We start from the raw sequence: 17946 nt of genomic DNA, 5'->3' as shown, positions 1-17946 counted from the left end.
CTGATGCTAGATGTGCCGACCTATTCGCGAGCAAGCCCGCTCCCACATGGGTCAGGTGTTGGCCTACGCCTTTTTCCGCTCCAGACACGCCAACGCACTCAACGCCAAACACAGCGCCGCCCCCGTATACACCCACTCCGACGGCGCCACCGGCAACAGAAACCCGGCTAACAGCGGCCCCACACCCGCCCCGATATCGCGCCAAACTGCATTCCCCGCCAACGCCCGGACACGCCCGCTATCGGGATGACGTTGCGCAATCACCGTCACCACCAACGGCAGTTGCAACGCCCGCAGCACCAGCACCAACGCCCCGCCGACGATCAGCCAGTGGAAGCCAAATCCGATCAGCGCCATCGATGTCATCAGCGAGAACACAATCAACATCCGCGTCGCCCCCCAACGCTGCGCCGCGATGCCGCCCAAGGGACTGAGCAACAGCTCCGAAACGTAGCGCAACGCCAACAACGTTCCGGCGACCACCACCGCGTTGCCTTCCAACAGGTGTTGCGCCAGCAGCGAAAGGCCAATGATGAACAGCCCGTCGAGGGTCAGCCCTTCGATAAACGACCATATCGCCACACTGTCCGGGCGCTTGAAACGACGGGTAGAGGCCGACATCGGATGCGGCGCCGATGGCAAGCCCCGCGCCAGCCACATCGCGATCAATGACGTCGCGAACATCAGGAAAAAAATCATGCGCGGCCCGTACGCCACACTCAGCAACGCCCCCAACGGCAACGCCAACATCGGCCCCGCCGCAATCACCGCCCGCGAACGGCCAGTGCGACGCGCAGCGCCCAAGGGCTCGGCGGTCGCCATCACTTGCGTGGACAAATTCAGCGCCGCATAGGACAAGCCCCAGCCGAGGCGCAACACCAACAACCACCAAAACCCCGACAACGTCGCGTAGCCCAATGCACACAACGCCGCCGTCCCGGTGGCCAGCAGCAACGCCGGGCGATCACCCTGCCGGGTATAAAACTCCATCACGTAGCGATAGCCGAAAATCCGCACCAACCGATTGGCCGCCAACAAAATCCCCGCCTCGGCCAGACTGATGCCGAATGCCTGCGGCTGCATCGGCAAGAGCAGGTACAACAACACGTCGCCAGGTAAACACAGGGCCAGTACAGCGGCGGCTCGGGTGGAGTGTCTGTCGGCGGTTTTTTCTGACATGGGAGCAAAGGCCTTGGTAATCATCAGCGGCCATCAGACTGGCGTGAAGTGACGACGCTGACAATCGCTTTAGTCAGAAACGCGCCGTCCTGTGACGAGGGAGCAAGCTCCCTCGCCACAAGCAAGCTCTATCCCCACAGGGTTATGCGCAAGCAAACAAAATGGGCGACCTCAACAGGTCGCCCATTTTTATTACGACGCCGAAACCTGCGCCTGCAATCGCCGCCCCACTACATCCATCAAATCACAACTGTCACGCAACGGAATCGCCAACACCCGCGCGAAATCCTGCAACAGCAACGCATCACGACTGGAGCCCTCGCCCAGGGAAAGTGTTTCCACCAGTTGCGTCACGCAACGAAGGCGATACGCCGCCGTGTCGTGCAGCACATCAACCGGCGCTTCGGTATCAATGAGCAAGGCAGGAATGGTGCAGTCAATGCCGGTGATTGGCATGTATCGAGCCATGGTTGAACCTCCTTGTTCAGTGTTGAGTGGTTGGCTGAGAGTCGGGGGTTTCTTCCGGCGGATCGACATTGTCCAACGCCCGCTTGACCAACAACTCACCGATGACCGCCAACTGCTGGATCGATAGCGCCAGACTGCGGTTTGAGCCTTCGAGTTTGCAGGCCAGTTCCGTGGTCAAGAAATTCAACTGTGCGAGGGTTTCGCAGGAGTGGCTTAGCAGGGATGGGGTATCAACGTTGGGGAAAATGTTGAAGAAGTGGCTGATGGGGTCGGGGTTGTTTGGGTTGCGTAAACGGGCGCTGATGGTGCGTTCGGTGGATTTGGAGAGTTCGATGGGGTCGAGATCTGTTTCAGGTGGATTCGGTGTTACTTTCTTCATCATTTGAATTCCATTAGCCATTTTTGGAGCTACTCATCCCACTTCCACGTAAGGGTGGCAGCTGTGCGCAGGTGTGGAAGACCGGGGGCTAATGGAAACCCGGCGCACTCAAGAGTGCCCCGCGCACAGTTACCATAAACAACAATGTTGGCATAAAAAATCGCGAACATGTGCATACGGACGCTTGTGCGCCATTAACCCACGGCAGACTTCCACATCTGACCGCTGATTTTTCAGCGGCAGGAATAGGTTATCGGCATGCTCCTCGCCGCACCAGTTCATGGAGTGCTCTACGTTTTGAAGGAAATGTCCGACGCACTCGAAGGCAATTGCTCAACTGTTTTCACTCGGGCTCTGAACTCCCCTGCAAGCGTTGAATCAAGTCACCAGAACCTCAACGCTCCGAGCGATGACACCATTTACGGAACGTTCGTACTGTCGTTCTCAGCCATAGTTGATAAGGTCACCCTTTCCCAGTTTTAGGTCGAGTAACCCACGGATGACCAAGGAAGCAATCAAGGATGAGCGGCTATGCACCCAACCCGCCTAAGAACAATACTCACAACACTACTCACCACTCTGCTGATCACTGGATGTCAGGCCGCAGATTCGCTCCCTGGAAAAAACGACCCGAAAGGCCAATGGTGGGAGCTTGGCTTTATTGCACCCAGTTACATGCAAGGTGAAGTTGAGTACAGCACTGTCGTTGATACTCAGGGAAAGATATTCAATAGAACCGGAGGCGGTGCTGTGGGTAGCGGCGACCCAGGAATGGCAACCGAAGCGGCTAAAGGCTGGAGTGCTGTAGGGGGGAGTGGCAAACCGGTAGTCGGTGCCGATTTGCCAAAACGTATCTTCGTACGCTGGCAGTCAGTGGTTGAGCCGCAAACCTACCGGGCGTGGATCGATATCCCGGACGAAGCGCGACAACTCATGCGTTCCTCCACCGAACATCGCTGCGCAGAAACGCCCGAGCAAACGGCTTCTTTTACAGCATCAATGTACGTGGGGTTGGCGCCGGGCGGGATTGTCCAGATATGGGTAAGAGATGAATGCCGTCGCCCGATTAACGTCGCACGGTCTAAAGGTGAAATTGAGCCGCTTGGGCCACATCTTGGGCAGGCAGACGGGCATTATTATCCGCAGTCGGAGAAGTCAAAGCGGTATGTTGAGAAATATGGGGTTCCTTACGGTAGTTGGTGAGAGAAGCCTTGTTGACGTTGAAACAGGCAGTTGCGGGTTGTCGAGAGCCAGCAAGAGCCCTCAATCTCATCCGATCAATCCTTGGCAGGGAATGACATAATGCGCGCCATTGTCTTCAAACCGACTGACCCCAAAAGGGTGTTGTAATGGAAATCTACAGTTTCAGCCTTACGGATGTCGGTCGGTTTACCGATTTGGACATTCAATTGGCCCCTACCGCCAAACACTCCTCAAACGTGACAGTGTTGGTGGGGAATAACGGCGCCGGGAAGACTACCCTATTGAAGTCATTAGCCACCTCTCTGAGCTGGTTAGTCGCCAGATTGCGTGCTGAAAAAGGCACTGGCAGTCACCTTACTGAAGATGACATTCGAAACGGTGCGCCAGTCGCGTTAATTTTAATTGCCGTAATCGATAAGTCACATGCACGTTCAAGCCTTCCCGAGATTGATCCAGAAGATTCACTTTTCAAATGGGGAATTGCCCGCGCAAGGCAAGGGCGAAAGACCACGGTCCATAGTTCGTTAATGGGTGCCAGCCGATTGGCAGATCACTACCGCAGCCAACTAACTGCAGATGACAAAGCCTCTCTCCCCCTGATCGCCTACTACCCAGTCGAACGCTCAGTCCTGGAAATCCCGCTAAAAATCCGTACCAAGCACACCTTCGACCAACTCGACGGCTACGACAACGCGTTAAACCGTGGCGTTGACTTCCGCCGCTTCTTCGAATGGTTCCGCGAGCGCGAAGACAGCGAAAACGAAACCGGTGTGTCCGACTCGGCGCTGGCGGAGATTTCCGAAAAGTTCGGCAAGAACAGCGACATCTGGAAAACCCTTTCCACATTGAAGGCTTCTTCCCGCGACCGACAGCTAACAGCCGTCCGCTCCGCCATCGCCGCATTCATGCCCGGTTTCAGCAACCTGCGAGTCCAACGCAAACCACGCCTGCACATGGCCATCGACAAGGACGGCGTAACACTCAACGTGTCCCAGCTCTCGCAGGGCGAAAAGTCGATGATGGCGCTGGTCGGTGATATCGCCCGCCGCTTGGCGATGATGAATCAATCATTGGATAACCCTCTCGAGGGCGACGGTATCGTCCTGATCGACGAAGTAGATTTGCACCTGCATCCCAAATGGCAGCGCAGTCTGATTCGGCAATTGAGCGAAACATTTCCGAACTGCCAGTTTGTGCTGACCACCCACTCTCCGCTGGTCATCAGCGACGCGAAGGATGTGCTGTGTTACGAGCTCAATGACGGGGAGCTACGCGAGCACAACGGTCTTTATGGGCTGGATGCCAATCAGGTGCTGCTGGAAGTCATGGACACGGATGTGCGCAACAGCGAAGTTCAAAAACGCTTGAATCAGTTAGTTAAACATCTGCAGGACGGCCAGCTCGACGAAGCCAAAGCATTGTTCGCTGAGTTATCACTAGAGTTGCCAGAAGGTCACCTGGAACTGGCGAAGGCCGCGTTGTTGATCCGCAAGCTGGAGTTACGTCGTGCGTAAGATCAGCAAAGGAATTGAACCGCAATCGTTGACTCGATTTAAGCGCTCGGACAAGACGTTACGTTATCGGGACCTACCGCCAGAGGAGAGCCGATCCATTCGCTCATCGTGCCTCTCGGAACAGTACGGTTTGTGTGCCTATTGCTGTCAGTTGATCTCTATTGACGATGCCCATAACGAACATATTGAAGCCCAGGATCGTGCGCCAAATCGTACTTTGGACTTTTCTAATATCGTCGCCAGTTGCCAGCTCACTCATCAATGCGGTCATGGTCGAGGCACACGACCACTGCCACTGACGCCGTTGATGGCTGAATGCGAAACCGAGCTGAAGTTCTACTTGTCGGGCCTCGTTACAGGGCATACCCAACGAGCCCAGGCTTCTATCGAAGTGTTGAATCTGGGTCATACCGAAGAGAGCAACAAAGGCCTTGTCGGGAAGCGCAAAGCATTGGTCGATGCGTTGATGTACCGCGAGGGCGTGTTCCCCGATGAGTTGCAGTTCGAAGACAAGGATTTCTTGCGCTTGCTGCTGGAAGATCTAAAAACGCCTGCTGACGGGCAATGCCTACAGCCCTTCTCACCTGTATTGGTCAATGTAATCCGCCATTTTCTGATTCAACCTTAAAATTGCCGACACTTCATCTTGAACTAGGCTAAGAGCCGCGCAGTCATCCCTCTTACCTCCCCTTTCAAGAGAGATCCCCATGAACATCGATCTATCTGGCAAATCCGCCCTCATCACCGGCTCCACCCAAGGCATCGGTTTCGCCATCGCCAAAGGCCTGGCCCTGTCCGGCGCCGAGGTGGTGATCAATGGCCGTAAGCAGGACGCCGTGGACGCCGCTGTCACCCAGCTCAAGCACCTGCTGCCTTCCGCCAATGTACGCGGTATCGCCGCCGATGCCGGCACCGCTGAGGGTTGTAAAGCGATGGTCGCGGCCCTGCCCCGGGTGGATATTTTGGTGAATAACGTCGGGATCTATGGCCCGCAGGATTTCTTCGAAACCGATGACGATGTCTGGGAGAAGTTTTTCGAGGTGAACGTGATGTCCGGCGTGCGCCTGTCCCGTGCCTATCTTGAAGGCATGGCCAAGAACGGTTGGGGTCGGGTGGTGTTTATCTCTTCCGAGTCAGCGCTGAATATCCCGGCGGACATGATTCATTACGGTTTTACCAAGACGTCCAACCTGTCGATCTCTCGCGGTCTGGCCAAGCGCATGGCTGGCACCGGGGTGACGGTGAATGCGGTGTTGCCGGGGCCGACGTTGTCTGAGGGGCTGCAAGACATGCTCAAGGATGAACAGCAGAAGTCTGGCGAGCCTATCGAGAAGGTGGCGGCTGACTTTGTCATGGCCAATCGCCCGACTTCGATTATCCAGCGGGCGGCGAGCATGGAGGAAGTGGCGAATCTGGTGGTGTATGTGGTGTCGCCGCAGGCGTCGGCGACCACCGGCGCTGCACTTCGGGTCGATGGTGGGGTGGTGGACAGCATCGCCTGACCGGACCGACACAACAACTGTGGGAGCGGGCTTGCTCGCGAAGGCGGTGTGTCAGTCAACATCAATTCTGAATGTGCCGGCCTCTTCGCGGGCAAGCCTCGCTCCTACTGGGGATTTGGGTGGGTCGCGAATACTGCGTCCATTGGAGATCGGTTTGGGAGCGGGCTTGCTCGCGAAGGCGGTGTGTCAGTCAACATTAATGCCTACTGACACACCGTATTCGCGAGCAGGCTCGCTCCCACAGGTAATGCGGTATTTAAAGACTAATCATCCGGCTGCTCAGCGGGTTTGGCAGGCTTGGCCGGTTTCCCCGGTTTCGTGCCCTTGGCGCCTTTGGTCGCAGCGGGTTCTGCCGCCACCGGTGGCGGGGTCGGCGCTGCGGCTTCCTTCTCCTCTGGCGGCAGGGCGTCGACGGTGTCGAAGATTTTCTTCAGATCGACGGCCTTCGAATCCGCCCCCGAACTCTCAAGTTTTTTCTCACCGTCCTTGCCCAGCAAGATGACTTTGGGCAACGCGCCGGCGCCGAGTTTCAGCGAACGGATCAGGGCCATGGTGTCTTGCTGACCCATGTCCTTGCCATCGAGTTGGCCAGACATGTTCAGCACGCTGTAGATCTTGATATTGCGCTGGGCGACGCCTTGCTTGTTGGCCGGGTCTTCAAGCGACTTTTTCAAGCCTAGCCAAACCGGGTCAATGGTACTGGACGTGATCACGATCAGCGGTCGGGCCCTACCCATATCCGCAGCCAGGGGTGAGTCGCTGTCGGCGGCGAACAGGGGGCCGGCAAATGCCAGCAGGGTTGTCAGGGTCAATGACCTGATGAGCATGCGCATCTCCTTTTGATATCCACGCTCTAATGATTGCGCATCGCGGCGATCGTTCCGGGTGACGATCCACGAATATGTTTCGCTTAGCCCAAAGCTTAGGTCAGGGCCGGCATTGCGCAACAGATTGTGCGTACTGTCGATGAGTCTTTCAGGTGAATGCACAACCTTGTGGGAGCGAGCCTGCTCGCGAAGGCGGCGGCACATCGAGCATCAATGTGACTGACACACCGCTTTCGCGAGCAGGCTCGCTCCCACAGGAGATTGGGAACACCGGTTGAGCTAGTCTTTACAACTGATCCGCCATGAGGACTTCTCAATGAGCGCTCAGTTGAACCACACCATCGTCTGGTGCCGCGACAAACACATCTCGGCGAACTACCTCGCCGAGATCCTCGGCCTGCCCGCCCCCGAGCCATTCGGGCCGATGCTGATCGTCAAGCTCGACAACAACGTGTCGCTGGATTTCTACGACAACGACCCGCCGATCGCTTCCCAGCACTATGCGTTCCTGATCGGTGACGATGACTTCGACCAGGCCTTCGCTCGCCTGCAAGCACGCCAGCAGCCATGGTGGGCCGACCCGGGCAAGCAGCGGCCCAACGAGATCAACGACTATGGCGGCGGCCGGCGTGTGTATTTCGATGACCCGGACGGGCACCTGTTGGAGATGATGACCCAGCCCTAGGTAGTCATCGCCGGGATGGAAAAGGTAAACACACTTCCAACACCCGGCTCACTTTCAGCCCACAGCTCGCCGCCGTGGGCCTGGACGATGCTGCGGCAGATATACAAGCCCAAGCCGCTGCCGTTGGGGTTGCCTTCGCGCACCGACCAGTAGCGCTCGAAGATATGCGGCAATTGCACAGCATGAATACCGCCGCCATTGTCGCGCACCGAAATCATCACTTTGTCGTCCACCTGCCAGGCACTGAGGTCGATGCGCCCGCCAGTCGGGGTGAATTTGATGGCGTTGCCCAGCAGGTTCGATAACACCTGGAACAGCCGCTGCGGATCGGCGTCGATGCTCATGCCGGGGGCGCTGGTGCAATTGAGTTCGATGCCCTTGTGCGACGTCAGGGTCACCAGCAACCCGCACGCTTGCTCAAGCAACTCGACGACATCCAGCGGCTTGCACTCCAACGGGTATTGCCCGGCATCCAGCCGCGACTTGTCCAGCAAATCGGCAATCAGCGCGTTCATGCGCGCGGTGGCTTCTTCCATGGTGCCCAGCGCGGCACTCATGCGCACGGCGTGCTTGCCTTCATCGCGAGACACCAGGCGCTGCATCATTCCGCACTGCATGATGATAATTGTCATCGGGTTGCGCAGATCGTGAGACACCACCGCCACCAGCTCATCGCGTACCCGCACCGCTTCATGTTCGCGGCGCACCTGGCGGGCCAGGTCGTCTTCGATGGCGCCTCGGCGCAATTGCAGGGCCGCGTAGGCATCGGCGGCGCTCCACGTTCGCGCCCTGCCCTCTACTTGTTGCTCCCAGACCTCAAAGGATTTGCGCGGTTGCAGCCGTTGGCTGGCGTCAGTGCCGGCAACCAAATGCTCATCGGGATTGCCGCTCCATTTCATGCTGGAACGCAGTTGCGCGCCAAACCAGATCACCGCGTTGTCCACCGGTTTGGGCAGTACGAACGCCAACAGACCGCTGGCGACATCGCTGTACGTGGCGCTGACGCCGTGCAGGCTTTGCAGATGATCGGTCACCAGCAACTCGCCGCTGTCCAGGCATTGCTCGCGCACCCACAGATACAGCGCGCGGACCTGTTCTTGCGTCGGGCATTGACCGATCAACTGCAAGCGATCCTCGATCAACACCGCCACGCCACTGGCCCCGGTCAGACTCAACAGTTGCTGCGGATGATTCGCCAGACCGTCCAGCACATCGTGTTCGGCCAGACGCATCGCCGCAGTCAGTTCTTTAATGAGTCGCGACTTTTGTTCGCGGTCCGCCTGCAAGTCCCGGGTTTGCAGTGCGGTGATCTGCACGCTGAGCAACTGGGCAATCGCGGTGCACATGGTGCGCACCGGATGGCTAACCAACAGCGGCTCGGGATGGGCGCAGGTGATCAGGCCCCACAGCCGATCCTGCTCCAGCAGCGACAGGCTCATGGAAGCGCGCACGCCCATGTTGTCCAGGTATTGGCAGTGCACCGGCGACACGCTGCGCAACATCGAGAAACCAAGGTCCAGCGACTGTCCGTTATCGGGGCGCAGCACCGGCAGGATCGGCACCGGCACATAACGCGCATCGGGAATCACCCGGATCCAGTTCAGGCGATACAACTCTCGGGCCTGGGGCGGAATGTCCGAGGCCGGAAAGCACTGGCCGAGATAGCCGGGCAACAGGCCGCCCAATGCTTCGCTGATGACCTGGCCGTGACCGGCCGGTTCGAAGCGGTAAATCATCACGCGGTCGAAGCCGGTCAGGTGGCGGATTTCTTCGACACTGACGGTGTACAGGTCCTGCAACGTCGCGGCCGCCTGCATGCGCCGCAAGGCGCGCAGCAGAATGACGGTGTTGTCCTGGGCAGCTTCCCACCACGGTTCCAGCTCAAGAATGATCACGCCGTCATGACGACTGAGCGACCCGTTGAAGCGCTGGCCGCCGATTTCCAGCACCAGCGGATTGGCGTCTTCCAGTTCCGCCGGCAGCAGCGCCTGACGGACTTGCTCCACCGCCGTCGCGCCCGTCAGCGTCGCCAACGGTTGCTGCAACAAGGCCTCGACCGAGTGCCCGAACATCGCCGCGCAGTTGCTGCTGATCTGACCGATGATCAACCCCGGCTCGCTCAGGGTCAGCAGCACGCCATGGGGCTGGATCGAACCCGGAATCCGGATCGGCTCATCGGCGCATTGGGCAAGCGCGGCGTCCAGTTGCTCAGGGCTCAGGCGATTCATTGCAACACCCTGCGGCGCTCAAGCCAGTGTTCGAAAGCCTTGAAGGTCGCCTCGGCGGCGACCACCGATTGCGCGCGCTCGGCCGGGTCGCGCACTTCATACAGACACGCCAGAAAACCCCGCCACATCACCAGGGTCGACGTCCCGTACACCGCAAAAAACCGCCCGCCCCGGTGTTCATCGATGCCCAGGCGCGAGTACAAGCCGTTGCGCAGGGATTGCCCGCCCAGCGTCGCACCCTCAAGGACGTACAACACGCCCAGCACATCGGCCGCGCAATTGATCTCCAAGGAAAACGCGCACTGGGGAATTCTCGCAATCTCGTCCGCGTCCAGGCCCAACGCATACAGGTCGGCTTCCAGGGAGGGGGTTTTGCTGCGGATCAGCCAGTCCAGGCCTGAAATGGTCATGGCGGTCTGGCACAGCAGGTTTTCCAGCGGTCGATAGAACCCGAAATAGGCTTCGATCAGGCGCGTATACAGTTCCTGGTCGGCGGTGAAAAAAGGGATGCGTTTTTCCAGCAGCTGATGTTGCTGGGTGGTCGCAATGCGCAGCTCACTGAGAATCAGCGGCAGGCTTTTGGGCGGGACGGTCACGACAAGGCGTCGAGGCAATACCCGGCTGAGTGGATTTGACGCTCAGCCACGTCGATTAACGTGTGCACGTTTCACCTCTTCCTTGTCGATCACGGGGGAATGCCGACAGGTCATTCGTGGACGAATGAAAGGATGGCGTTGCACCGTAGCACCTATAGGGGGTTAGAAGTGGTTTGTTTACGCGCGGCGGTGCGAACGGGCCGAACACCCAATTCCTGTGGGAGCGAGCTTGCTCGCGATGAGGCCCTTTCATTCAACATAGATGTTGACTGTCAGTCCGCTATCGCGAGCAAGCTCGCTCCCACAGGTCAGGGTTGAATCAATAGATTGGGGAGATCAGAACGCGAGTTTATAGCCGATCAACAGCAACATCGTCGCCAGGCACGGGCGCAGCAATTCGTCGGAGATGCGCCCGGTCAGGTGGCTGCCCAGCCAGATCCCCGGCAGCGAACCGATCAGCAGGAAACCCAGCACATGCCAATCCATGTTGCCCATGCTCGCGTGGCCGAGGCCAGCCACCAGGGTCAGGGGCACGGCGTGGGCGATTTCCGTGCCGACGAGGCGACGGGTCGGCAGGAGTGGATAAAGGATAAACAGCGCCACGGTGCCCAGGGCGCCGGCGCCGATGGACGTCAGGGCGACCATGGTGCCGAGGATCAGGCCGGTGATGACCGTCATCACGTTCAGGCGCGAACCGCTGGGGTTGTAGTTGCCACCGGCGCGTTTGTGGGCGAAGTCGAGCAGGCGTTTCTTGAAGAAAATCGCCATGGCCGTGGCAAACAATACGAAACCCAGGGCCTGCTTGATGATGGCGTTCATCGCCTCGGGCGCGGTGTGCAGGCTACTGAGGAACCACAGCGTCATGGCCACCGCTGGCACGCTGCCGAGTGTCAGCCAACCGGTAATCGCCCAATCGATGTTCTTGTTCTTGCGATGCACCAGCACGCCGCTGGATTTGGTAATGGCCGCGTACAGCAAGTCCGTGCCCACCGCAGTGGCCGGGTTGACGCCGAACCACAACAGAATCGGCGTCATCAGCGAACCGCCGCCCACGCCGGTCATCCCGACGATAAAGCCCACCACCAAGCCTGCAACGACTAACCCGAAATTACCGAAATCCATTAACACGCCCACAGAAAACGCATGAAAAAACTGGCCCGCAGCATAGCGATTTTTCTTATAACCACTTATATCGATGCGGTCTATCGTTATGCCCAATACACCCACGCACCTGTAGGAGCGAAGCTTGCTCGCGAAGAGGCCGGCACATCCAACATCTCTGTTGTCTGACACACCGTCTTCGCGAGCAAGCTTCGCTCCTACAAGGGATTGTGTTGGGTTATTGGACGGGGAGGAAATTGAGGAATAGCAGGCTCTGCGCATAATTCAGCCCAATCCGCCGATACCGCTCATCCAGCATCTGCGTCAACAAATCCAGGCGCGCCACGATCTTGCCGAACTCCACCGCAAAACTCAGGTTGCTGCCCTCCTCCGAGATTTCGTTGGAGAACAGCAACGGTTCACCGTTCTTGTTCTGCCGCTGACTGAGGATCCACGTGGCTTTTTCGATGTTGCGCGCGGCGTTGCTGACGAACACCGGGTTGATCGCATCGGTCATGTAGAACTCCAGGCGATTGCCGTGGGCGGTGACCAGCATGCTGCCGATGGCATAGATGAAGGCCCCGACCCGGTCCCCGAGAAACTCCGGGCTCATCGCATAGCTCAACGCCGCCAGGTCTTTCTTGCCCCCCAGGGTCGGCAGCGGTTGTTGCATTTCGATGGCCTCGCGCACTTGCTTTTCGGCGGTGCGGGCATCGAGGAAGCCGGATTTCTTCAGCTCCTGGGGGTTGCGCAGGTAGAGCTTGCTCATCAACAGATAGAGACTTTCCAGGTTGTCGTGCATCGACAACGTGGCCATGCGGTCGACGCTGGTCTGGAGAAATTCCTGGGGTTTGCCTTCGCGAAACTGGTTGATGACATCACTGCCTTGCTGCTGGCTGCAACCGCTGGCGAAGAGCAACGACAGGCACACCAGCAGGCGAATTCGGGTTTGAAGGCGGGGTAACACTCGAGCCATGGGTTCTTGGGCTGACACATTCCTGCGCGGCGGGAGTCGCCGCAGCCTGGCCATGGATAGAGCCGGTTAATCCAAAAAAGTGCAGTGCCGACGGCGCCTGACCGATAACCGGTTTTTTTGCCGCGAGCATTTAGTCGGACTTTATTGTGGAATTAATCGATTAATCAGCTATAAATTTTCTTCTAGTCGATATTTAGTATGACTACTGATCAAAACAACAAAAAGGAAGATCAACCATGCTTCAATCCCGCTACCTGCTTTCCGGCCTCGGACTGTCCCTGATGATCGCCACCCTTCCCGCCCACGCCGCCGGCCTGTCCAGCGAACACAAAGCCTTCGGCAAAACCAATGACGGCACGCCCGTCGAGCAATACATCCTACGCAACAGCCATGGCCTGCAAGCCACGGTCATCACCTACGGCGCCACGCTGCAATCGCTGAAAGTGCCGGACAAAAACGGCAAGGTCGATGACATCGTCCTCGGCTTCGATGACGTCCAGGGTTATCAGGCTGGTACGGCTTACTTCGGCGCGACCATCGGCCGCTTCGGCAATCGCCTGGCCGGCGGCGCTTTTGAATTGGACGGCAAACGCTATCAAGTGCCGAACAACGATGGCCCCAACTCGCTGCACGGCGGCACCCAGGGTTTCGACAAGCACGTGTGGAAGGCGGAGCCGAGCAAGGGCAAGGATTCGGTGGGCGTGACCCTGACCTATCTGTCGAAGGACGGTGAAATGGGTTTCCCCGGCAACCTGAAAACCGAGGTCACCTATAGCCTCACCGAGAACAACGAGTTGCGCATTGACTACAAGGCCAGCACCGACAAACCCACGGTGCTGAACCTGACCAACCACAGTTATTTCAACCTGGCTGGCGCTGGCAATGGCGATGTACTGAAACAGCTCGCCACCCTGCACGCCAGTCATTACACGCCGATCAATGGCACGCTGATCCCTACCGGTGAACTGGCGCCGGTGGCCGGCACGCCGATGGACTTCACCCAGCCGACCGCCATCGGCAAAAACATCAAGGCCGATCACCCGCAGCTTAAATTTGCCGAACCGAAACAGGGTGGCTTCGACTTCAACTGGGCGCTGGATGCCAAGGGTGACGTGAAAAAACTCGCCGCCGACGTCAGCGACCCACAGACCGGCCGCCGCTTGCAGCTCTACACCACCGAACCGGGTGTGCAGTTCTACACCAGCAACTTCCTCGATGGTTCGGTCAAGGGCAAGGCTGGCAAGACCTATGCGCACTGGAGCGCATTTACCCTGGAAACCCAGCACTACCCGGATTCGCCGAACCAACCGAACTTCCCTTCGACACGCCTGGACCCGGGCAAAACATACACCCAACACACCGTGTTCAAGTTCTCCGCGCAATAACCCCGAGCCACACCCTCCCCGGTAGGAGCAAAGCTTGCTCGCGATAAGGCCGTGTCATTCAACATCAACGTTGAATGTCAGACCGCAATCGCGAGCAAGCTTTGCTCCTACCGGTTTTGGCCTAGGGAACCCATGGGCTATTCTGCTGCCCACTGAAGTATCGATTGCGTTTCACTGAGGAGGTTTTTCATGCGGACCCTTGAACTGGCCGGCGTTCAGGTACCGATCATCGGCCAGGGCACCTGGCGCATGGGCGAGGATCGCTCGGCGCACCGTAATGAAGTCGCGGCCCTGCGCCAGGGCATCGAGCTGGGCATGACGCTGATCGACACCGCCGAAATGTACGCCGAGGGCGGTGCCGAAGAGGTGGTGGGGGAAGCCATCGGTGGTCTGCGCGATCAGGTCTTTCTGGTCAGTAAGGTCTACCCGCACAACGCCAGCCGCAAAGGCATTCCCCAGGCCTGCGAGCGCAGCCTGCGGCGCTTGAACACCGATTACATCGATCTATACCTGCTGCACTGGCGCGGCCAATACCCCTTGGAAGAAACCGTCGAAGCCTTCGAACGCCTGCGCGAAGAGGGCAAGATCGGCCGTTGGGGTGTGTCCAATTTCGACGTCGATGACCTGCAGGAACTGGCCGCACCGGCCTGCGCCACCAATCAGGTGCTGTACAACCTGGAAGAACGCGGCATCGAATTCGACCTGCTGCCCTGGTGCGAACAACAGCAACTGCCGGTCATGGCCTACTGTCCCATCGGTCAAGGTGGGCATATGCTGGTCAACTCTACGCTCAAGCAGGTGGCCGCCCGTCACGAGGCGACACCGGCCCAGGTAGCACTGGCATGGATACTGCGTCAGGACAGTGTCATCGCCATTCCCAAAGCGGTCCGACCCGAGCACGTGACGCTCAATGCGCAAGCCGCGCAGTTGAAGCTGGAAGCGACGGATCTGGAGGCGCTGGACCACGCGTTTCACGCGCCACAACGTAAGCAGCGGTTGGCCATGGTCTGAGCCATCGCGACCTGTAGAGGGCTTCGGAATGAGAAGCACCGATCCGCTCGACTCGTTCAATCTGCCACGCTTTGTCCAGGCACAGGACCCGGTGTTCGAAAGAGTTCAAGAGGAATTGCGCGCCGGCCAGAAGCGCCGGCACTGGATGTGGTTCATCTTTCCGCAGATTGCCGGGCTCGGCGGCAGCGAGATGTCCCGCCACTTTGCCATCACCTGCGCCGAAGAAGCGGCGGCCTACTTGAATCACCCACTATTGGGTCCACGTCTGCGCACCTGCACCCAATTGGTGTTGAACCTGAAAAAACGCTCGATCGCCGAGATTTTCGGCCATCCCGATGATCTCAAGTTTCATTCCTCCATGACCCTGTTCGCCCAGATCGCCCCCGACGGCAGCGTGTTCCATAAGGCACTGGACCGCTATTTCCACGGCATTCAGGATGACTGGACGCTATCACTGCTGGACTTAAAACAGGCCCAACTGCCCACCAATCAGGGTTGAAAAGTCGTCATCGACAAACGGCAGGATCGCATCGGCCACCGGTTGCAGTTGCCGGGTGACGTAGTGGTCGTAGTCGATCGGCGCACTGCGGATTTCCAGCGGCTCGGGCCCGGAAACGGTGATCACGTAGCTGATCCAGCCGCCGTTCTGATATTGCCGCGGCCGCCCCCGCTCATCGTTATAGGCGTCAGCCATCCGCGCCGCTCGCACATGGGGCGGCACGTTGCGTTCATAGTCATCGAGGGTGCGGCGCAGGCGTTTGCGGTAGACCAGCCGATCATCGAACGCCCCCGCCAGGGTCTTGCGCACGTAGTCGCGCACATAGTCCTGATACGGCTGGCGATGGAAGATCCGCGAGTACAGCTCCTGCTGAAATTGCCGGGCCAGCAGCGACCAGTCGGTGCGCACGGTTTCCAGGCCCTTGTAGATCATTTCGTCGGTGCCATCGGCGCGGGTGACCAGCCCGGCGTAACGCTTCTTGCTGCCCTCCTCGGCCCCGCGAATGGTCGGCATCAGGAAGCGTTTGTAGTGGGTTTCGAACTGCAACTCCAGCGCACTTTCCAGACCGTATTGCTGCTGCACATGTTCGCGCCACCATTGGTTGACGTGATCCACCAGGGCGCGGCCGATCTGCGCCGCTTCTTCCTGACCGTGGGCGCGACGCAGCCAGACGAAGGTCGAGTCGGTGTCGCCGTAAATCACCGCGTGGCCCTGGGCTTCGATCAATTGGCGGGTGCGCAGCATGATTTCGTGGCCGCGCAGGGTGATGGACGACGCCAGTCGCGTATCGAAGAACCGGCAACCGCTGGAACCGAGCACGCCGTAGAAGGCGTTCATGATGATTTTCAGGGCTTGGGACAGCGGCGCGTTGTGTTCACGCTTGGCGGTTTCGCGCCCCTCGGCGACCCGGGCGACGATGGCCGGCAGGCAATGCCGGGTGCGGGAAAAACGCGCACCGCGAAAGCCTGGCACCGACTCGCTGTCATCGGGGTGCTTGAGGCCCTCGATCAGCCCCACCGGGTCAATCAGGAAGGTGCGGATGATCGATGGGTAGAGGCTCTTGTAATCGAGCACCAAAACCGATTCGTACAGCCCCGGTTGCGAATCCATGACAAATCCGCCAGGACTGGCCTCTGGTGGCTTGCCGCCGAGGTTCGGTGCGACGAAGCCCTGGCGGTGCATCAGCGGCATATACAAATGCGTGAACGCCGCCACCGAACCACCGCTGCGATCCGCCGGCAACCCGGTGACGCTGGCCCGCTCCAGCAGGAAGGTCAGCAACTCGGTCTTGGCGAAAATCCGCGTGACCAGTTCGCAGTCCTTGAGGTTGTAGGTGGCGAGCGCCGGTTTGTCCTCGGCAAACATGCGGTTGATTTCGTCCATGCGCTGGTACGGCGTGCTGATCGCCTTGCCTTCGCCGAGCAGGGTTTGCGCGACGTTTTCCAGGCTGAATGAAGGGAAACTCCAGGTCGCCGAGCGCAGGGATTCGATGCCATCGATGATCAATCGTCCGGCGGCTGCGGCGAAGTAATGGTTGCGGCTGCCGTGTTCGCGCCACTGCATCTCTTCGCCGCCACGCCCCAGTTTCAGCGGCACCGCGAGGCGCCGGGCGTGTTCGTGGAGCACGCGCAAGTCGAACTGCACGACGTTCCAGCCGATGATCGCGTCGGGGTCGTGTCGGGCGAACCACTCGTTGAGTTTTTTCAGCAGCAGGGTTCGGGAGTCGCAGTATTCGAGCTGGAAATCCACGGCGCTGGCGTCGCCATTCGGCGGGCCGAGCATGTAGACCTGACGCTCGCCGCAGCCTTCCAGCGCGATGGAATACAACTCGCCTTGAGCGGTGGTTTCGATGTCCAGGGACACCAGCCGCAGGTTCGGCCGGTAACCGGGGGCCGGTTTCATTTGCGCGTCGAGCAGCAGCCCGTCGGCGCTGGGCGTGCCGCCGAATTGCACGGGCGCGGTGATGAAACGCTCCATCATGTAGCGTTCCGGCGGGCGCACGTCGGCCTCGAACATCTCGACCCCGGCCTTGCGCAGCGCGGTTTCCAGACGCATCAACTGACCGTGCTGCTGGCAATACAGGCCCAGCACTGGACGATGCTCGAAGTCCAGCAGGGCCAGGGGCCGCAGCTCTACGTTCTTTTCGCCACGCAGCACGGTTTCGGCCTGCTCGCGCTGCTCGGCCGGGATAAACGCCACCGACGGTTGATGAGGCAGGCGGATGCGCCGGGGACCGGCATCGGTCGCCAGCCAGAACTCGACTTCCGTGCCGGCCGGGGTATCGCGCCAATGCCGGGTCAGGACGAAGCCCTGCTGTAAATCCACCACTGCAACCTCTAGATTTGATTCAAGGCGCAATTCTACGCGGGATCGAGGGGGATAGCGTGGGGGTT

Annotated in this window: 18 protein-coding genes; 9 read left to right on the top strand and 9 right to left on the bottom strand. The window is 59.1% G+C overall.

Features of this window, described 5'->3' with window-relative positions:
* Positions 1 to 63: 63 nt before the first annotated feature.
* From BK667_RS22190 to BK667_RS22180, 3 genes are all read right to left on the bottom strand, one after another.
* Complete coding sequence (locus BK667_RS22190) at positions 64 to 1179, bottom strand: MFS transporter (RefSeq protein ID WP_185058263.1); 1116 nt, start codon at positions 1177 to 1179, stop codon at positions 64 to 66.
* Between the two features lie 192 nt (positions 1180 to 1371).
* Entirely contained in the window at positions 1372 to 1647 is a 276-nt protein-coding gene (locus tag BK667_RS22185) for a hypothetical protein (protein ID WP_123598908.1), read from the bottom strand.
* A gap of 16 nt (positions 1648 to 1663) precedes the next feature.
* Positions 1664 to 2026 carry a DUF6124 family protein gene (locus tag BK667_RS22180; protein ID WP_123598919.1) on the bottom strand — a complete coding sequence of 121 codons (363 nt, stop codon included), beginning with the start codon at positions 2024 to 2026 and terminating at the stop codon, positions 1664 to 1666.
* Between the two features lie 531 nt (positions 2027 to 2557).
* On the opposite strand from BK667_RS22180, the gene BK667_RS22170 reads away from it, so the two are divergent.
* From BK667_RS22170 to BK667_RS22155, 4 genes are all read left to right on the top strand, one after another.
* Positions 2558 to 3229, top strand: a complete 672-nt coding sequence (locus BK667_RS22170; protein ID WP_123598906.1) for a DUF2931 family protein — start codon at positions 2558 to 2560, stop codon at positions 3227 to 3229.
* 146 nt (positions 3230 to 3375) lie between these two features.
* Complete coding sequence (locus tag BK667_RS22165; RefSeq protein WP_123598905.1) at positions 3376 to 4743, top strand: AAA family ATPase; 1368 nt, start codon at positions 3376 to 3378, stop codon at positions 4741 to 4743.
* Positions 4736 to 5371: an HNH endonuclease family protein gene (locus BK667_RS22160; protein WP_123598904.1), complete on the top strand. Its 636-nt coding sequence runs from the start codon at positions 4736 to 4738 to the stop codon at positions 5369 to 5371. The genes BK667_RS22165 and BK667_RS22160 overlap by 8 nt, the downstream gene beginning before the upstream one ends.
* Before the next feature lie 79 nt (positions 5372 to 5450).
* Positions 5451 to 6245 (top strand): SDR family NAD(P)-dependent oxidoreductase, encoded by a 795-nt coding sequence (locus BK667_RS22155; RefSeq protein WP_123598903.1) that lies wholly within the window; start codon positions 5451 to 5453, stop codon positions 6243 to 6245.
* Positions 6246 to 6508: 263 nt separating this feature from the next.
* Here the strand turns inward: BK667_RS22155 and BK667_RS22145 are convergent, their stop codons facing one another.
* Entirely contained in the window at positions 6509 to 7072 is a 564-nt protein-coding gene (locus tag BK667_RS22145; protein WP_123598902.1) for a DUF4174 domain-containing protein, read from the bottom strand.
* 316 nt (positions 7073 to 7388) lie between these two features.
* Between BK667_RS22145 and BK667_RS22140 the strand changes: the two genes are divergently transcribed.
* Positions 7389 to 7757 carry a VOC family protein gene (locus tag BK667_RS22140; RefSeq protein ID WP_123598901.1) on the top strand — a complete coding sequence of 123 codons (369 nt, stop codon included), beginning with the start codon at positions 7389 to 7391 and terminating at the stop codon, positions 7755 to 7757.
* Here BK667_RS22140 and BK667_RS22135 read toward each other — a convergent pair.
* From BK667_RS22135 to BK667_RS22120, 3 genes are all read right to left on the bottom strand, one after another.
* Positions 7754 to 9985, bottom strand: coding sequence for an ATP-binding protein (locus tag BK667_RS22135; RefSeq protein ID WP_123598900.1), 2232 nt, complete (start codon positions 9983 to 9985; stop codon positions 7754 to 7756). The genes BK667_RS22140 and BK667_RS22135 overlap by 4 nt on opposite strands.
* Positions 9982 to 10581, bottom strand: a complete 600-nt coding sequence (locus BK667_RS22130; RefSeq protein ID WP_185058262.1) for a biliverdin-producing heme oxygenase — start codon at positions 10579 to 10581, stop codon at positions 9982 to 9984. Before BK667_RS22130 ends, BK667_RS22135 begins: the two co-directional genes overlap by 4 nt.
* A gap of 336 nt (positions 10582 to 10917) precedes the next feature.
* Positions 10918 to 11703: a sulfite exporter TauE/SafE family protein gene (locus BK667_RS22120; RefSeq protein ID WP_123513683.1), complete on the bottom strand. Its 786-nt coding sequence runs from the start codon at positions 11701 to 11703 to the stop codon at positions 10918 to 10920.
* 21 nt (positions 11704 to 11724) lie between these two features.
* Between BK667_RS22120 and BK667_RS33320 the strand changes: the two genes are divergently transcribed.
* A complete protein-coding gene (locus BK667_RS33320; RefSeq protein ID WP_185058261.1) occupies positions 11725 to 11871 on the top strand; it encodes a hypothetical protein in 147 nt (48 codons plus the stop codon).
* 49 nt (positions 11872 to 11920) lie between these two features.
* Here BK667_RS33320 and BK667_RS22115 read toward each other — a convergent pair whose 3' ends face one another.
* Positions 11921 to 12658: a hypothetical protein gene (locus tag BK667_RS22115; RefSeq protein WP_123513685.1), complete on the bottom strand. Its 738-nt coding sequence runs from the start codon at positions 12656 to 12658 to the stop codon at positions 11921 to 11923.
* A gap of 236 nt (positions 12659 to 12894) precedes the next feature.
* Here BK667_RS22115 and BK667_RS22110 point away from each other — a divergent pair, with 236 nt between their 5' ends.
* From BK667_RS22110 to BK667_RS22100, 3 genes are all read left to right on the top strand, one after another.
* Positions 12895 to 14043 (top strand): aldose epimerase family protein, encoded by a 1149-nt coding sequence (locus BK667_RS22110; RefSeq protein ID WP_123598898.1) that lies wholly within the window; start codon positions 12895 to 12897, stop codon positions 14041 to 14043.
* A 189-nt stretch (positions 14044 to 14232) separates the two neighbouring features.
* Positions 14233 to 15054 carry an aldo/keto reductase gene (locus BK667_RS22105; protein ID WP_123598897.1) on the top strand — a complete coding sequence of 274 codons (822 nt, stop codon included), beginning with the start codon at positions 14233 to 14235 and terminating at the stop codon, positions 15052 to 15054.
* A gap of 28 nt (positions 15055 to 15082) precedes the next feature.
* Positions 15083 to 15553, top strand: a complete 471-nt coding sequence (locus tag BK667_RS22100) for a DUF1810 domain-containing protein (RefSeq protein ID WP_123598896.1) — start codon at positions 15083 to 15085, stop codon at positions 15551 to 15553.
* On the opposite strand, the gene BK667_RS22095 is transcribed toward BK667_RS22100, so the two are convergent.
* Entirely contained in the window at positions 15518 to 17878 is a 2361-nt protein-coding gene (locus BK667_RS22095; RefSeq protein ID WP_185058260.1) for a DNA polymerase II, read from the bottom strand. The genes BK667_RS22100 and BK667_RS22095 overlap by 36 nt on opposite strands.
* Between the last annotated feature and the right edge of the window lie 68 nt (positions 17879 to 17946).

Origin of the sequence: Pseudomonas frederiksbergensis, from assembly GCF_003732705.1 — a bacterium.
In the GTDB taxonomy this organism is placed as follows: domain Bacteria; phylum Pseudomonadota; class Gammaproteobacteria; order Pseudomonadales; family Pseudomonadaceae; genus Aquipseudomonas; species Aquipseudomonas frederiksbergensis_F.
Note: the sequence above shows the minus strand (reverse complement) of the source record. Positions and strands in the feature narration are given on the sequence as shown.

Bases quoted from the DNA above. Each gene is read 5' to 3' on its own strand.
- BK667_RS22120 (WP_123513683.1), bottom strand. From the start codon at position 11,703: ATGGATTTCGGTAATTTCGGGTTAGTCGTTGCAGGCTTGGTGGTGGGC.
- BK667_RS22185 (WP_123598908.1), bottom strand. From the start codon at position 1,647: ATGGCTCGATACATGCCAATCACCGGCATTGACTGCACCATTCCTGCC.
- BK667_RS22145 (WP_123598902.1), bottom strand. From the start codon at position 7,072: ATGCTCATCAGGTCATTGACCCTGACAACCCTGCTGGCATTTGCCGGC.
- BK667_RS22155 (WP_123598903.1), top strand. From the start codon at position 5,451: ATGAACATCGATCTATCTGGCAAATCCGCCCTCATCACCGGCTCCACC.
- BK667_RS22100 (WP_123598896.1), top strand. From the start codon at position 15,083: ATGAGAAGCACCGATCCGCTCGACTCGTTCAATCTGCCACGCTTTGTC.
- BK667_RS22110 (WP_123598898.1), top strand. From the start codon at position 12,895: ATGCTTCAATCCCGCTACCTGCTTTCCGGCCTCGGACTGTCCCTGATG.
- BK667_RS22140 (WP_123598901.1), top strand. From the start codon at position 7,389: ATGAGCGCTCAGTTGAACCACACCATCGTCTGGTGCCGCGACAAACAC.
- BK667_RS22165 (WP_123598905.1), top strand. From the start codon at position 3,376: ATGGAAATCTACAGTTTCAGCCTTACGGATGTCGGTCGGTTTACCGAT.
- BK667_RS33320 (WP_185058261.1), top strand. From the start codon at position 11,725: ATGAAAAAACTGGCCCGCAGCATAGCGATTTTTCTTATAACCACTTAT.
- BK667_RS22180 (WP_123598919.1), bottom strand. From the start codon at position 2,026: ATGAAGAAAGTAACACCGAATCCACCTGAAACAGATCTCGACCCCATC.
- BK667_RS22190 (WP_185058263.1), bottom strand. From the start codon at position 1,179: ATGTCAGAAAAAACCGCCGACAGACACTCCACCCGAGCCGCCGCTGTA.
- BK667_RS22135 (WP_123598900.1), bottom strand. From the start codon at position 9,985: ATGAATCGCCTGAGCCCTGAGCAACTGGACGCCGCGCTTGCCCAATGC.
- BK667_RS22170 (WP_123598906.1), top strand. From the start codon at position 2,558: ATGCACCCAACCCGCCTAAGAACAATACTCACAACACTACTCACCACT.
- BK667_RS22105 (WP_123598897.1), top strand. From the start codon at position 14,233: ATGCGGACCCTTGAACTGGCCGGCGTTCAGGTACCGATCATCGGCCAG.
- BK667_RS22115 (WP_123513685.1), bottom strand. From the start codon at position 12,658: ATGGCTCGAGTGTTACCCCGCCTTCAAACCCGAATTCGCCTGCTGGTG.